This window comes from Enterovirga sp. (assembly GCF_035325185.1).
Taxonomy (GTDB): domain Bacteria; phylum Pseudomonadota; class Alphaproteobacteria; order Rhizobiales; family Beijerinckiaceae; genus Enterovirga.
This window is the reverse complement of the sequence record NZ_DAOLAJ010000024.1, coordinates 1-14,144: the sequence shown is the minus strand read 5'-3', so window position 1 is coordinate 14,144 and position 14,144 is coordinate 1. Positions and strand designations below refer to the sequence as shown.

The window sequence follows — 14,144 nt, the reverse complement described above, 5'->3', positions numbered from 1 at the left end:
TCCTTCCCGGCCCTTCGGGCCGCCGGGAATGACAGGAGGTATCCGGTGTCGATTCCGAGTCGCTGAAGGCGAGCCCCGATGACGATGCGGTTCCACGGCAACCCGGCGTGCTCTAAACGCGGCAATCCTTCTCGTCAGCGATTCGGTCGCGCCCTGTCCCAGTCCCGTCCTCCGAGCAGAACGGAGCCCCCCGCCCCCCGAGCCGGCGAGCTTCTCGCCTGGTACGACCGCCACCGCAGGGACCTGCCCTGGAGGGCGAAGGTGGGCGAGTCGGCCGATCCCTACCGGGTCTGGCTCTCGGAGATCATGCTCCAGCAGACGACGGTCGGCGCGGTCCGCCCTTACTACATGCGCTTCCTGGAGCTGTTCCCGAGCGTCGAGGCCCTGGCGCAGGCGCCGGGCGAGGTCGTGATGGGGGCCTGGGCCGGGCTCGGCTATTATTCCCGTGCCCGCAACCTGCATGCCTGCGCCAAGGCCGTCGCCGGGCGCGGCGGCTTTCCCGGGACCGAGGCCGAATTGCGGGCTCTTCCCGGCATCGGCCCCTATACGGCGGGCGCCATCGCCGCTATCGCCTTCGGCCGGCGGGCGGCGGCGGTGGACGGGAATGTCGAGCGCGTCGTCTCTCGCCTCTACCTGATCGAGACGCCGCTTCCGGCCGCGAAGACGGAGATCCAGGCGCGCACCCTCGATCTCGTGCCGGAGGACCGGCCGGGCGATTTCGCGCAGGCGCTGATGGATCTCGGCGCGACCATCTGCACGCCGCGGCGTCCCGCCTGCGCCCTCTGCCCGTGGATGGAGCCGTGCCGGGCGCGGGCGGCCGGGCTCCAGGAGACGCTGCCGCGCAAGATGCCCAAGCGCGAGGGCGAGCTGAGGCGGGGCGCGGCCTTCGTGGCCTTGCGCCGCGACGGCGCCGTGCTGCTGCGGACCCGCCCGCCCAAGGGCCTTCTCGGCGGCATGGCCGAGGTCCCAACCAGCGAATGGCGGGCCGATTACGATGTCGCCAAGGCCATGCTCGACGCGCCCCTCGAGGCGCGCTGGCGGCGGCTGCCCGGCTTCGTCCGCCACGTCTTCACGCATTTCCCGCTGGAGCTCGCCGTCCAAGTCGCCAAGGTCGCCGCCGACACCGCGCCGCCCGAGGGCATGCGCTGGGTGCCGCCCGGCGATCTCGCCGGCGAGGCCCTTCCCACGGTGATGCGCAAGGTCCTGGCGGCGGCCCTGGAAAGCCGCTGAGGAAACTCAACTGCGCAGCGTCGCCGGGGCGAGGGGATTGTCGGCGAGGGCTGTCCCGTCCGGCGTGTCGAGCGCCGCCTGTCCCGCGAAGGCCGACCACATCCGGGTGACCGCCTCGGGCGGGACATCCTCGAGGATGAGGACGATGCGGGTGCGCCGATCGCTGTCCGGCCAGGCCGGCAGCAGGGTCGGGATGTGGAGGACGTGCCGCACGCCCTGGATGACGAGGGGCCGGGAAGGGTCCCGCGCGAGCCGGACGAGGCCCTTGAGCCGCAGGATGCGCGGGCCGAAGGTCGAGCGCAGCATGTCCAGGAACAGGTCCAGCGACGCCTCCCGGACCGGCGCCTCGGCGGTCAGGACGAGAGAGCGGATATGCTCGTCGTGCCGGCTCCTGTCGTGGTGGTGATGATGGTGCCCATGATGGTCGTGGTGCGCGTGATCGTCCGAAATCGCCTCCGCCTGTAGCCAGGCGGCGACGTCGCCGATCTTGCCGTCGAGGCCGAACAGGCCGCCGGAGAGCAGGGCGGCGGCGGGGACGTCGCCGTGATCCGCCCGCAGGATCGTGGCGCCCGGGTTGAGCTGACGCAGCCGGGCCTCGACGGGTGCGGGCTCGGCGCCCTCGAGATCGGTCTTGCTGAGGACGATGCGGTCCGCCACCGCAACCTGCCGCCTCGCCTCCTCGTGGCGCGCCAGGGTCGCGAGCCCGTGCAGGGCGTCGACCACCGTCACCACGCCTTCGAGCCCGTAGCGCTGCGACAGGTAGGGATGATGAAGGACCGCCGCGAGGACGGGCGCGGGATCGGCGAGGCCCGTGGTCTCGATCAGCACCCGCCGGAAGGGCACGATCCGCCCGTTGTCACGGCGGCGCAGCAGGTCCTCCAGGGTGGAGACGAGATCCCCCCGGATCGTGCAGCAGAGGCAGCCGGCCGAGAGGAGGACCATGTCGTCCCCGGCCTTCTCGACCAGGAGATGGTCGATCCCGACCTCGCCGAACTCGTTGACGATGACGAGCGTGTCGGCGAGTGCCGGATCGCGCAGGAGCCGGTTCAGGAGCGTCGTCTTCCCCGCTCCGAGGAAGCCGGTCAGGACGGTGAGCGGGATCGGCGGGAGCGGGCCTGCGGGACGGGAAGAGGCCATGGGATCGGCGGCCTCACTCCTTGGCGGAGGCCGACTTCTTGGCTACCGGCTTCGCGGCGGTCTTCGCGCCCGGATTGGTGCCCGCGACGGCCGGCTTGGCCTTGGCGGCGACCGCCCTGGGCGCGCCCTTGGCGCTCTTTACGGGATCAATCTTCTTGCCGGCCATGATCTGTGGCGTCGAGGTCGAGGTGAAGGCGACGGCCGCAGGCGTCGGGGCGCTGGCCTTGCTCGCCGCACGGACGGCCGGTCCGCGGCGCTCGCGGGCCACGCGGACGCGGCCCCGGCCGCGCACCATGAGCTGGTCGTCGTTGCCGCCGGGCTGCGCGCCGATCCAGACCGGGATCGGGGCGAAGGCCACGCGGGGCCCGAGCGTGCGCCGCCCGCTCGGGCTGACGCCGCCGAAGGAGCTGCCCATGGTCGCGGAGGAGAAGAGGCTCGTGATCGGGTTCTCGGCGTTGAAGGCGGAAGCCTGGCCGTCGTCCTCCTCGGCAGGCTGGCGGCGCTTCGGGCCGCAGACATAGGCCCGCATGTCGCGCGGCGACATCTGGGCGGAGAGGGGCAGGCTGTCGAGCGTCTGCGCCCCCCAGCCGGAGGAGTTGAAATTGGCGTCGAAGAGGTCGGCGGCCTTGAGGTCGCGCTCGCGCGCCGAGGGATAGCCCATCAGCACGGTGATCAGCCGGCGCCCGCCGCGCGTCGCCGTCGAGACGACGTTGAAGCCGCCCGCACAGATGAAGCCGGTCTTCATGCCGTCCGCGCCGGGATAGCGACCGATCAGGCCGTTATGGTTCCTCATCACGACGCGGCCGAGCTGGACGGCGCCGATATGGAAGAGATCCTGATGCTCGGGGAACTCCCCAAGGAGCGCGCGGGCGAGGATCGCCATGTCGCGCGCCGAGGTCTGCTGGCGGGGATCGGGCAGGCCGCTCGGATTGTACCAGCGGCTCTCCCGCATCCCGAGCCGGCGGGACGCCTGGTTCATCAGGCCTGCGAAGCCTTCCACCGAGCCGCCGAGATTCTCGCCGATCATGGTGGCGACGTCGTTGGCCGACTTCACCATGATGATCTTGAGCGCGTTGTCCAAGGTCAGCGTCAGGCCCGGCCGCAATCCGAGCTTGGAGGGCGGCATCGAGGCGGCGCGCTCCGACATCGTCAGGAGCGAATCCATTCTCACCTGTCCCCGCCGCACCATGTCGAGCGCGACATAGGTCGTCATCAGCTTCGTGATCGAGGCGGGATACCAGGGATCGGTCGCGTTCTCGGCCTGGAGCACGCGCCCGGAGCCCGCATCCACGACCAGCGTCGGCGTCTGCGCGCGGGCGATCCCGCAGGATGCCGCGGCGAGAGCCAGGACGGTCGCGAAAAGGGCTCTGGGCCTCGCTGTCATTGCGGGTCAGCTCCGAAGCGGCTGGGAAACGAGTGAGGAATCAAGGCGAGACGCCGCGGGCGCAGCAGCCATGCACTCACGACCCTTTCAATACGCACCCATCCATGGCGACAGCAAGGCACAGCGCGGGGCGGCCGGGCGAAGATCGAAATGGATATGGGATCAATCTGGGTCGGCGCGACCCTGCTGGGGGCGGCGGGGCAGGTCGCGCGCAACGCGATGCAGCGCCAGCTCACCGCGAAGATCGGCACCGCGGGCGCGACCCAGGTGCGCTTCCTCTACGGTTTTCCCTTCGCGGTTCTGTTCCTGCTCCTTGTCCGTCTTGCGACGGGCGAGCCCGTCCCCGCGCCGGGAGCGGGCTTCGCCGGCTTCCTCGGCCTCGGCGCGATCACACAGATCCTCGCGACCGCCCTCATGCTCGCGGCCATGCAGGCGCGCTCCTTCTCGGTCGTGACGGCGCTGATCAAGACCGAGGCGATCCAGATCGCGGTCTTCGGCTTCCTGTTCCTCGGCGACCGGCTCACCGCGCTCGGCGTCGGCGCGGTCCTCCTGGCGACGGCCGGGGTCGTGCTGGTGTCCTGGACGCCGAAGGCGAGTGGGGAGACGCGGGTCGTCGGGATGCGGCCCATCGTGCTCGGCCTCTCGGCCGGCGCCCTCTTCGCCTTCTCGGCGGTCGGCTACAGGGGCGCGATCCTGTCGCTCGCGTCGGGCTCCTTTCTCATCCGGGCGACGACCGCGCTCGTCTGCGGGCTCGCGCTCCAGACCGTGATGCTGCTCGCCTGGATGGCCGTGTTCGACCGGGCGGCGCTGATGGGGTCGCTGCGCCATTGGCGGTCCTCGCTCGCCGCGGGCTTCGTCGGCGCCACCGCCTCGCAATTCTGGTTCATCGCCTTCGCGCTCACCGCGGCCGTGAACGTGCGCACGCTCGCCCTCGTCGAGGTGCTGATGGCGCAGGCGGTCTCGCGCCGGCTGCTGAAACAGAGCACCTCCTCCCGCGAGATCGTCGGCATGGCGATGATCGTCGTCGGCGTCCTGTTCCTCCTCGCCTCGGCGCGTTAAGAAGCAGTCCAGTCCCGTCCGCCGCGCGCCTTGTCCGGGGTGCGCGAAGGGCGCATATGCATCGATAACGACAGGGAGACGAGACGATGAGCAAGCCGGCGATCGTGGGTTGGGCCCATACCCCCTTCGGCAAGCACGATGCCGAGACCGTCGAGAGTCTCGTCGTCCGGGTGACCAGGGAAGCCCTCGACCATGCCGGCATCGGCCCCGAGGAGGTCGACGAGATCCTGCTCGGCCATTTCAACGCCGGCTTCTCGCCGCAGGATTTCACTGCCTCCCTCGTGCTCCAGGCCGACGACCGCCTGCGCTTCAAGCCCGCGACGCGGGTCGAGAATGCCTGCGCGACGGGCTCGGCTGCCGTCCACCAGGGCGTGCGGGCGGTCGATGCGGGCGAGGCCCGGATCGTCCTCGTGGTCGGCGTCGAGCAGATGACGCGCACGCCCTCGGCCGAGATCGGCAAGAACCTCCTCAAGGCGTCCTATCTCGCCGAGGAGAGCCATATCGAGGGCGGCTTCGCGGGGGTCTTCGGCCAGATCGCGCAATCCTATTTCCAGCGCCACGGCGACCAGTCCGACGCGCTTGCCATGATCGCGGCCAAGAACCACAAGAACGGGGTCGGCAACCCCTATGCGCAGATGCGCAAGGATCTCGGCTACGAGTTCTGCCGGCAGGAATCGGCGAAGAACCCCTTTGTCGCCGGCCCCCTGAAGCGGACCGACTGCTCGCTCGTCTCGGACGGCGCCGCCGCCCTCGTCATCGCCGACGGCGAGACCGCGCAGAACATGCGCCGGGCCGTCGCCTTCCGCTCCCGCGCCCATGCGCAGGATTTCCTGCCGCTTTCGAAGCGCGACATCCTCCGCTTCGAGGGCTGCACGGTCACCTGGAAGAAGGCGCTGGCCGATGCGGGCCTGTCGCTGACGGACCTCTCTTTCGTCGAGACGCATGACTGCTTCACGATCGCCGAACTGCTCGAATACGAAGCGATGGGCCTCGTGCCGGAAGGGCAGGGCGCACGCGCCATCAAGGAGGGCTGGACGCAGAAGGGCGGCAAGCTGCCCGTGAACGCCTCGGGCGGGCTCAAGTCCAAGGGCCATCCGATCGGCGCGACGGGCGTCTCCATGCATGCGTTGTCCGCCATGCAGCTCTGCGGCGACGCCGACGGCTTCCAGGTCGAGGGGGCGAAGCTCGGCGGCGTCTTCAACATGGGCGGCGCGGCGGTCGCGAACTACGTCTCCGTCCTGGAGCGGGTGAAGTAGGCGCGCGTTCGGTTCCTGGGGGCGTTTCGGGAGAAGGCGGGGTGCGTCCTCGATTCGAGCCGGGCGGGGAACGCTCGTGACGAGCTTCCTCGTCCTTCTGCTCGCCTATGGGCTGAGCCAGTTCTTCCGCGCGTTCCTCGCCGTCATCTCCGGGGACCTCACGCGAGACCTGGGGCTCGATCCGGGGCAGCTCGGCAGCTTGCAGGCCGCCTGGCTGATCGCCTTCGCGCTGGCGCAGTTTCCGGTCGGCTACGCGCTCGACCGGATCGGCCCGAGGCGGACGCTGGCGGGCTTCCTGCTCGTCGCAGTCGCCGGGACCGTGATCCTCGGGCTCGCGCGGGGCTACGGCGCCGCGCTCTTCTCCATGGCGCTGATCGGCATCGGCTGCGCGCCGATCCTGATGTCGGGGTTCTATCTGGCGGCGCGGCTCTATTCGCCCCGCCATTTCGCGACCATGTCCTCGTTCCTGATCGGCTTCGGCTCGATCGGCGATCCCTTGAGCGGCGCCCCGCTCGCCTATTTCCTGACGGCCTATGGCTGGCGCCAGACCGTCTTCGGGCTTGCCGGGATCGTCGCGCTGACGGCCCTCCTGACGGCGCTCCTGCTGCGGGATCCGCCGCCGGTGGCGCCCGCGGGCGGGCGGCACGCCTCGCTTCTCGGCGGCATCCTGCAAATCGTGTCCAAGAGGTCGCTTTGGCTGATCCTGCCCTTCGCCTTCGTGAGCTACGGCACCACGATCGCGACGCGGGGCCTGTGGATCGCCCCCTATCTCCAGAAGGTGCACGGCTTCGATCTCGCCGCGACGAGCTGGGCGGCCATGGCCATGGGCGGCTTCATGGCCTGCGGGGCGCTCCTCGTCCTGCCGCTCTATGCCCGGATCGGCTCGAAGGCGACCGTCATGCTCTGCGCCGTGTTCTCCGCATCGGCCTTCCTTGCGCTGTCCCTGTGGGGGCAGGATTCGGCCCGGCTCTCGATCGGCCTGTTCCTCGTCGTCGGCCTGTTCGGCGTCACCTATGCCGTCGTGATGGCGCATGCGCGCGCCTTCATGTCGGCGGCGGAGATCGGCCGCGGCGTGACCTTCATGAATTTCATCAGCATGGGCGGGGCGGGCGTCATGCAATGGCTGTCGGGTCGCCTCGTGAATGCCCTCGACGCGCAGGGCTACGATGCGCGGACGGTCTTCGGCTGGCTGTTCCTGTTCTTCGGCGCCGCTCTGGGATCGACGCTCGCCGCCTATGCGCGCTCGCGGGCCGAGCCGAAGCCTGTCCCGGCCAAGTGATCTATTCTCCGGGAGCGCGCGCCTTGAGGGCGAGGGCGTGCAGGCCGCGCGCGAAGGCGGGCGCGAGGATCCGGTTGACGAGGCGGTGGCGCTCGACCCGGCTCTTGCCCGCGAAGGCGGCCGACACGACATCCACCCGGAAATGCGTCTCTCCGCCCTCGCGCCACCCGGCATGGCCCGCATGGCGGTGGGATTCGTCCTCGACCTGGACATGCTCGGCGGCGAGTTCGCGCCGCAAAGCCTCGTCGATCCAGTCTCTTAACGCCACGTCAACCTCGTTCGGGCTCGCTGGTCGCGGCGACGGGGTTGCCCGATCCGCCATCGCACACCCATAATCGACTCCAGATGGATCTCAATTCGCCCCTTTTCGACCGCATCAGGATCAAGCCTTCCTGCGAGGAGCCGCGCAAGGCCGAGGCGGCTTGCGAGCATCCCGGCTGCGAGGCCGCGGGCCTGCACCGCGCTCCGAAGGGGAGGGGGCGGGAGGGCGAGTACTGGCGCTTCTGCCTCGACCACGTGCGCGAATACAACAAGAGCTACAACTACTTCGCCGGCATGCCGGAGGACGATGTCGCGGCCTACCAGAAGGACGCCTCCATCGGCCATCGCCCGACCTGGAGCATGGCCAGCAACGCCGCGGGCGGGCGCCGGCGCAAGGACGGCGCGCCGCCGCCCGCGAGCGATTTCGACTATCTCGACCCCCTCGGCGTCCTGCGCTCGGCGCAACCCTTCCACGCGCGCCGCGCGGCGGAGCCCGAGCGTCCGCGCCGCCCCGCGCCGGTGCTGCGCGCGCTCGAGGCGCTCGGCCTCGACGAGACGGCCGATGCCGCCGCGATCAAGGCGCAATACAAGGCGCTGGTGAAGCGCTTCCATCCCGACGCGCATGGCGGCGACCGGTCCCTGGAAGACCGCCTGCGCGAGATCATCCGCGCCCACGACACCCTCAAGGCCGCGGGCTATTGCTGAGACGCCCGCTTCTCCCCGCCGGCGGGGAGAGGTATTCGTCCAGCGAAATTGCGCGTGGCGGCGGGCGCCGCTAAGACGGTCCCGCATTCCCGTTCGTCGCGCCGCGAGAGCCCGGCCGCGCCCGCAGCCGAAGAGGCATTTTCAATGTTGACGACCACCGACGCCCCTCCGGCCGTCCCGGACATGAAGGTGTCCGTGCGTCAGCTCTTCGGGATCGACACCGATCTCGAAGTGCCGGCCTATTCGAAGTCCGATTCCCATGTCCCCGATACCGACCCGGACTATATCTTCGATCCGCCCACCACTCTCGCGATCCTGGCCGGCTTCTCCCGCAACCGCCGCGTGATGGTGACCGGCTATCACGGCACCGGCAAGTCGACCCATATCGAGCAGGTCGCCGCGCGGCTGAACTGGCCCTGCGTGCGCATCAACCTGGACAGCCACGTCTCGCGCATCGACCTCGTCGGCAAGGATGCGATCGTCCTCAAGGAGGGCAAGCAGGTCACCGAGTTCCGCGACGGCATCCTGCCCTGGGCCTACCAGCACAACGTCGCGCTCGTCTTCGACGAATACGATGCCGGCCGGCCCGACGTGATGTTCGTGATCCAGCGCGTGCTCGAATCCTCGGGCCGCCTCACGCTGCTCGACCAGAGCCGGGTCATCCGCCCGCATCCCGCCTTCCGGCTCTTCGCGACCGCGAACACCGTTGGCCTCGGCGACACGTCGGGCCTCTATCACGGCACCCAGCAGATCAACCAGGCGCAGATGGACCGCTGGTCCATCGTCACGACGCTCAACTACCTGCCGCACGACGTCGAGGTCGGCATCGTGCTGTCCAAGGCGCACCACTACCGCAACCGCGAGGGGCGCGAGATCGCGAGCAAGATGGTCCGCGTCGCCGACCTCACCCGCAACGCCTTCATCAACGGCGATCTCTCGACCGTGATGTCGCCGCGCACGGTGATCACCTGGGCCGAGAATGCCGAGATCTTCGGCGATGTGGGCTTCGCTTTCCGGCTCACCTTCCTCAACAAATGCGACGAGCTGGAGCGCGCCCTCGTGGCGGAGTTCTATCAGCGCTCCTTCGGCAAGGAATTGCCCGAGAGCGCGGTCAACGTCGCGCTGAGCTGAGCCATGGCCGGGTCCGGGACCGGGGAGAAGCAGGCCGCGCCGCCCGTCAGCGCGCTCTTCTTCGACGTCTTCGGCACGCTCGTCGACTGGCGGAGCGGGATCGCGCGGGAGGCCCCGGCGATCATCGGGCGCGAGATCGACGCGTTCGCCTTCGCCGATGCCTGGCGCGGGGAATACCAGCGCGGCATGGAGGGAATCAGGACGGGCGCGCGCGGCTATGTGCGGCTCGATGTCCTCCACCGCGAGAACCTCCTGCGCATCCTGCCGCGTTTCGGGCTGGAGGACCTCCCGGACGAGACGCTGGACGCGCTGAACCTCCTCTGGCACCGCCTCGGCGCCTGGCCGGATGTCGAGTTCGGCCTCTCGCGGCTGCGCCGGAAATACCGGCTCGCGCCGGTCTCGAACGGCAATATCGCCCTCATGGTCGATCTCGCCCGCCGCAACAGCTTCATCTGGGACGCGATCCTCGGCGCCGACATCGCGCGGGACTACAAGCCGAAGCCCGGCGTCTATCAGGCCGCGGCGGAGGCCTTCGGCCTGCCGCCGGAAAGCTGCATGATGGTCGCGGCCCATTCCTCCGACCTCGCGGCCGCGGCGGCCTGCGGCCTGCGCACGGCCCATCTCGCCCGGCCGGACGAAAGCGGCCCCGGCACGGGCGAGGCCGAGCCTGCCGTTCCCGTCGATATCGCGGTCACGAGCCTGACCGATCTCGCCTTGCGGCTCGCCACATGACCATTTCGAACCGCAAGCCCGGCGAGCGCCGGGAGGCCCCCAACGAGCCGCTGAAGCGCTCGATCGCGGCCTGTCTGCGCGCCCTCGCCCAGAGGCCGGAGCTGGAGGTCACCTATGCGACCGACCGGCCGGCCCTGACGGCGGGACGGGCGCGGCTGCCCGAGCCTCCCCGCAAGATCGGCGCGGAGGATGTCGCGATCGTGCGCGGCCACGCCGATTCGATGGCTTTGCGCCTCGCCTGCCACGACGCCGCCGTGCATCGCCGCTTCGCGCCCCAGGCCCAGGCGGCCCGCGCCATCTTCGATGCCGTGGAGCAGGCGCGCGTCGAGGCCATCGGCGCGCGCCGCATGGAGGGCGTCGCCGAGAACCTCACGGCGATGATCGAGGACCGCTATCACCGGGGCGGCAAATACGAGGAGATCACCGACCGGGCCGACGCCCCGCTCGAGGACGCCGTGGCCCTCATGGTCCGCCAGCGCCTGACGGGTCGCAAGCCCCCCGCGGCGGCGGCGCGGATCGTCGAGCTGTGGCGCGATTTCATCGAGGAGAAGGCGGGGCGCAATCTCGACGGGCTCCTGTCCGACATCGAGGACCAGCGCGCCTTCGCGCAGGACGTGCGCCGGCTCCTGTCCTCGCTCGACATGTCCGACGACGCGGCCCGCGACCGCGACGACCAGGAGGACGACGGCGAGGGCGACGATTCCGACCAGCAGGAAGGCAGCGAGGGCGAGGCCGAGGAGCGCGCGGACGGCCAGCGCGCCGAGATCGACCTCCAGGACGACGCCACCGACGAGCTGGAGGAGGGCGCGACCGAATCGGCAGACGCGCCTTCGGGCGAGCTGCCCGAGGACATGGACGAGGCCGATGCCGAGGAGGCGTCCGAAGCCTGGCGCCCGCCGCCCTCGAAGGGCAACGAGGCTCGCGGCCCCGAATACCATGCCTATACGACTCGTTTCGACGAGGAGATCGAGGCGGACGAGCTATGCGACGCCGAGGAGCTGACGCGGCTGCGCAGCTATCTCGACAAGCAGCTTTCCCATCTCCAGGGCGTCGTCGGCCGGCTCGCGAACCGCTTGCAGCGGCGGCTTCTCGCGCAGCAGAATCGCTCGTGGAATTTCGACCTGGAAGAGGGGATCCTCGATCCGGCGCGGCTGCCCCGCGTCATCCTCGATCCGCACCAGCCCCTGTCCTTCAAGCAGGAAAAGGATACCGAGTTCCGCGATACGGTGGTCAGCCTTCTCCTCGACAATTCCGGCTCGATGCGCGGGCGCCCGATCACGGTCGCGGCGACCTGCGCCGACATCCTCGCGCGGACGCTGGAGCGCTGCGGGGTGAAGGTCGAGATCCTCGGCTTCACGACGCGCGCCTGGAAAGGCGGCCAGTCGCGCGAAACCTGGCTCCAGGGGGGCAAGCCGGCCAATCCCGGCCGCCTCAATGACCTGCGCCACATCGTCTACAAATCCGCGGACGCCCCCTGGCGCCGGGCGCGGCGCAATCTCGGCCTCATGATGCGCGAGGGGCTGCTGAAGGAGAATATCGACGGCGAGGCTCTCGACTGGGCCTATCAGCGCCTGCTCTCCCGCCCGGAGCAGCGCCGCATCCTGATGGTCATCTCTGATGGCGCGCCGGTCGACGATTCGACGCTCTCGGTGAATCCGGGCAATTACCTGGAGCGGCATCTGCGCCATGTGATCGAGGAGATCGAGACGCGCTCGCCCGTCGAGCTGCTGGCGATCGGCATCGGGCATGACGTGACGCGCTATTACCGCCGCGCGGTGACGATCGTCGATGCCGAGGAACTGGGCGGGGCCATGACCGAGAAGCTCGCCGAATTGTTCGACGAGAAGGCTACTCCCGCTCCCTCGCACGCGCCGCGGCGGCGGCTGAATTGACGATCTGATCTCAGCCAGCGAAGCCGAAGCGGCGGACCAGCTTCCAGGGGCCGCCGAGATAACGCCACAGCAGCAGCCCTTCGGCCCGCGCCGTGAAGGTTCGGAAGCCCGTCCGCAATTCGTGCAGGAGTGCATTCGCCTCCCGCGGCGTCACCTTGTTCTGGATCGTGACGTGAGGGGCGATCCGGGAGGAATCCCGGATCGTCAGGTCGTCGCGCCATTCGCGCGCCAGGCGCTGGCGCAGGGAGAGGAATTCCGACGAGGAAAAGGAAAGCGCGACACCCTCGCCGAGCGGCTTGTAGCCGGTTGCCGCCAGGAGAAATGGCCGCTGCCGGGAGGAGATCGCGACGAGATCGGCCTCGATCACAGCGAGCCGATCTCCCGGCAGGGAATGGAAAAGCGTCAGATGGGCCGGGACATGGTTCCGGTCGGGCGGGTAATGGTGCCGCCGCAGGGCGTCGAGCTGGGCGAAGCTCTCGCCGTCGAGCGCTACCGTCAGGACGAGAGGGCGCGCGGGCTCTGTCACGCGGCCGAGCCCTCGGCCGCGTGCGGGATCAGAACTTCAGCGCCTCGCGGGCCTCGTGGAGCTGCGCGATGGCCGCGGACAGATCCCCCTGCGCCTTGAAATCCTCGGTCGCGTCGCGCCGCAGCTCGAGCCGCTCGATTTCCTTGGCGATGCTCTCGGGGGTCACTTCTTCGACGGGGGTGGCGTTCTCGGCCAGGACCGTGACGGCCTCCTGGTTGATCTCGGCAAATCCGCCCCGGATCAGGACGCGATGGCCCTCGTCCTTGTGATCGGTGATCTGCACGAAGCCGGTCTTGAGCATCGCCATGACCGGCGCGTGGCCGGGGAGGACGGTCATGTCGCCCTCGGTGCCCGGCAGCATCACCGCCTCGACATCGCCGGAAAAGAGAATGCGCTCGGGCGCGACCAACTCGAAATGAAGCGTGGCCATCTTGGAACTCCGTCATCCCGGCCGCAGCGAAGCGGAAAGCCGGGACCGTATCTCACTGGCTGACGGTCCCGGGTCCTCGCCGCGCGAGGCCCGGGATGACAGGTTCTATCTCACGCCTCGGCGGCGAGCTTCTGGGCCTTCTCGACCGCTTCCTCGATCGTGCCGACCATGTAGAAGGCCGCTTCCGGCAGATGGTCGTACTTGCCCTCGACCAGCCCCTTGAAGCCCTTGATCGTGTCCTCGAGGGCGACGAGCTTGCCGGGCGAGCCGGTGAAGACCTCGGCCACGAAGAAGGGCTGCGAGAGGAAGCGCTCGATCTTGCGGGCGCGGGCGACGGTCAGCTTGTCCTCCTCGGACAGCTCGTCCATCCCGAGGATCGCGATGATGTCCTGGAGCGACTTGTAGCGCTGGAGCGTCTGCTGGACCAGGCGGGCGACGTCGTAATGCTCCTCGCCGAGGATGGTCGGCGAGAGCATGCGCGAGGTCGAGTCGAGCGGGTCCACGGCCGGATAGATGCCCTTCTCGGCGATGGAGCGCGACAGCACCGTTGTCGCGTCGAGATGGGCGAAGGAGGTGGCCGGGGCCGGGTCGGTCAGGTCGTCCGCCGGCACGTAGATCGCCTGGACCGAGGTGATCGAGCCCTTGGTGGTGGTGGTGATGCGCTCCTGGAGGGCGCCCATGTCCGTCGCGAGGGTCGGCTGGTAGCCCACCGCCGAGGGGATGCGACCGAGAAGCGCCGACACCTCGGAGCCCGCCTGCGTGAAGCGGAAGATGTTGTCGACGAAGAAGAGCACGTCCTGGCCCTGGTCACGGAAGTGCTCGGCGACGGTGAGGCCGGTCAGCGCGACGCGGGCGCGGGCGCCCGGCGGCTCGTTCATCTGGCCGTAAACCAGCGCGCACTTGGAACCGGCGGCAGAGCCGTTGTTCTCGTGCGGGTCCTTGTTCACGTTGGACTCGATCATCTCGTGATAGAGGTCGTTGCCCTCGCGGGTGCGCTCACCCACGCCGGCGAACACGGAATAACCGCCGTGCGCCTTCGCCACGTTGTTGATCAGCTCCATGATGAGCACGGTCTTGCCCACGCCGGCGCCGCCGAACAGGCCCACCTTGCCGCCCTTGGCG

General features: G+C 69.5%; 14 protein-coding genes. 8 read left to right on the top strand and 6 right to left on the bottom strand.

Annotated elements, in window-relative coordinates:
- Positions 1–84 precede the first annotated feature (84 nt).
- Positions 85–1,230, top strand: coding sequence for an A/G-specific adenine glycosylase (gene mutY / locus PKD06_RS07025; RefSeq protein ID WP_324379043.1), 1,146 nt, complete (start codon positions 85–87; stop codon positions 1,228–1,230).
- Between the two features lie 6 nt (positions 1,231–1,236).
- Here mutY and PKD06_RS07020 read toward each other — a convergent pair whose 3' ends face one another.
- Positions 1,237–2,367, bottom strand: coding sequence for a GTP-binding protein (locus PKD06_RS07020; protein WP_324378982.1), 1,131 nt, complete (start codon positions 2,365–2,367; stop codon positions 1,237–1,239).
- 13 nt (positions 2,368–2,380) lie between these two features.
- Positions 2,381–3,751 (bottom strand): D-alanyl-D-alanine carboxypeptidase family protein, encoded by a 1,371-nt coding sequence (locus PKD06_RS07015; protein ID WP_324378980.1) that lies wholly within the window; start codon positions 3,749–3,751, stop codon positions 2,381–2,383.
- A gap of 150 nt (positions 3,752–3,901) precedes the next feature.
- Between PKD06_RS07015 and PKD06_RS07010 the strand changes: the two genes are divergently transcribed.
- From PKD06_RS07010 to PKD06_RS07000, 3 genes are all read left to right on the top strand, one after another.
- Positions 3,902–4,810 (top strand): DMT family transporter, encoded by a 909-nt coding sequence (locus PKD06_RS07010; protein WP_324378978.1) that lies wholly within the window; start codon positions 3,902–3,904, stop codon positions 4,808–4,810.
- 86 nt (positions 4,811–4,896) lie between these two features.
- The gene (locus tag PKD06_RS07005; RefSeq protein ID WP_324378977.1) at positions 4,897–6,066 is read left to right on the top strand and encodes an acetyl-CoA acetyltransferase; all 1,170 of its coding nucleotides are present in this window, start codon (positions 4,897–4,899) and stop codon (positions 6,064–6,066) included.
- Positions 6,067–6,142: 76 nt separating this feature from the next.
- Positions 6,143–7,345 carry an MFS transporter gene (locus tag PKD06_RS07000; protein WP_324378974.1) on the top strand — a complete coding sequence of 401 codons (1,203 nt, stop codon included), beginning with the start codon at positions 6,143–6,145 and terminating at the stop codon, positions 7,343–7,345.
- A gap of 1 nt (position 7,346) precedes the next feature.
- Here PKD06_RS07000 and PKD06_RS06995 read toward each other — a convergent pair whose 3' ends face one another.
- On the bottom strand, positions 7,347–7,667 hold the full coding sequence (locus PKD06_RS06995; protein ID WP_324378972.1) for a BolA family protein: 321 nt from the start codon (positions 7,665–7,667) through the stop codon (positions 7,347–7,349).
- Between the two features lie 23 nt (positions 7,668–7,690).
- Here PKD06_RS06995 and PKD06_RS06990 point away from each other — a divergent pair, with 23 nt between their 5' ends.
- The 4 genes from PKD06_RS06990 to cobT all read left to right on the top strand — a co-directional run bounded on the left by PKD06_RS06990 (position 7,691) and on the right by cobT (position 12,066).
- Positions 7,691–8,311 carry a DnaJ domain-containing protein gene (locus PKD06_RS06990; RefSeq protein ID WP_324378971.1) on the top strand — a complete coding sequence of 207 codons (621 nt, stop codon included), beginning with the start codon at positions 7,691–7,693 and terminating at the stop codon, positions 8,309–8,311.
- Positions 8,312–8,455: 144 nt separating this feature from the next.
- Positions 8,456–9,442, top strand: a complete 987-nt coding sequence (cobS, locus tag PKD06_RS06985; protein ID WP_324378969.1) for a cobaltochelatase subunit CobS — start codon at positions 8,456–8,458, stop codon at positions 9,440–9,442.
- Positions 9,443–9,445: 3 nt separating this feature from the next.
- Entirely contained in the window at positions 9,446–10,174 is a 729-nt protein-coding gene (locus tag PKD06_RS06980; protein ID WP_324378967.1) for a haloacid dehalogenase type II, read from the top strand.
- Entirely contained in the window at positions 10,171–12,066 is a 1,896-nt protein-coding gene (gene cobT / locus PKD06_RS06975; protein WP_324378965.1) for a cobaltochelatase subunit CobT, read from the top strand. Before PKD06_RS06980 ends, cobT begins: the two co-directional genes overlap by 4 nt.
- Before the next feature lie 10 nt (positions 12,067–12,076).
- On the opposite strand, the gene PKD06_RS06970 is transcribed toward cobT, so the two are convergent.
- The 3 genes from PKD06_RS06970 to atpD form a co-directional block, all read right to left on the bottom strand.
- Positions 12,077–12,592: a 2'-5' RNA ligase family protein gene (locus PKD06_RS06970; protein WP_324378963.1), complete on the bottom strand. Its 516-nt coding sequence runs from the start codon at positions 12,590–12,592 to the stop codon at positions 12,077–12,079.
- Positions 12,593–12,620: 28 nt separating this feature from the next.
- Complete coding sequence (gene atpC, locus PKD06_RS06965) at positions 12,621–13,022, bottom strand: ATP synthase F1 subunit epsilon (protein WP_324378961.1); 402 nt, start codon at positions 13,020–13,022, stop codon at positions 12,621–12,623.
- Between the two features lie 110 nt (positions 13,023–13,132).
- On the bottom strand, positions 13,133–14,144 hold a 1,012-nt coding region (gene atpD / locus PKD06_RS06960; RefSeq protein ID WP_324378959.1), incomplete at its 5' end, for a F0F1 ATP synthase subunit beta.

Bases quoted from the DNA above. Each gene is read 5' to 3' on its own strand.
- PKD06_RS06990 (WP_324378971.1), top strand. From the start codon at position 7,691: ATGGATCTCAATTCGCCCCTTTTCGACCGCATCAGGATCAAGCCTTCC.
- PKD06_RS07015 (WP_324378980.1), bottom strand. From the start codon at position 3,751: ATGACAGCGAGGCCCAGAGCCCTTTTCGCGACCGTCCTGGCTCTCGCC.
- cobS (WP_324378969.1), top strand. From the start codon at position 8,456: ATGTTGACGACCACCGACGCCCCTCCGGCCGTCCCGGACATGAAGGTG.
- PKD06_RS07020 (WP_324378982.1), bottom strand. From the start codon at position 2,367: ATGGCCTCTTCCCGTCCCGCAGGCCCGCTCCCGCCGATCCCGCTCACC.
- cobT (WP_324378965.1), top strand. From the start codon at position 10,171: ATGACCATTTCGAACCGCAAGCCCGGCGAGCGCCGGGAGGCCCCCAAC.
- PKD06_RS06980 (WP_324378967.1), top strand. From the start codon at position 9,446: ATGGCCGGGTCCGGGACCGGGGAGAAGCAGGCCGCGCCGCCCGTCAGC.
- PKD06_RS06995 (WP_324378972.1), bottom strand. From the start codon at position 7,667: ATGGCGGATCGGGCAACCCCGTCGCCGCGACCAGCGAGCCCGAACGAG.
- PKD06_RS07010 (WP_324378978.1), top strand. From the start codon at position 3,902: ATGGATATGGGATCAATCTGGGTCGGCGCGACCCTGCTGGGGGCGGCG.
- atpC (WP_324378961.1), bottom strand. From the start codon at position 13,022: ATGGCCACGCTTCATTTCGAGTTGGTCGCGCCCGAGCGCATTCTCTTT.
- mutY (WP_324379043.1), top strand. From the start codon at position 85: ATGCGGTTCCACGGCAACCCGGCGTGCTCTAAACGCGGCAATCCTTCT.
- PKD06_RS07005 (WP_324378977.1), top strand. From the start codon at position 4,897: ATGAGCAAGCCGGCGATCGTGGGTTGGGCCCATACCCCCTTCGGCAAG.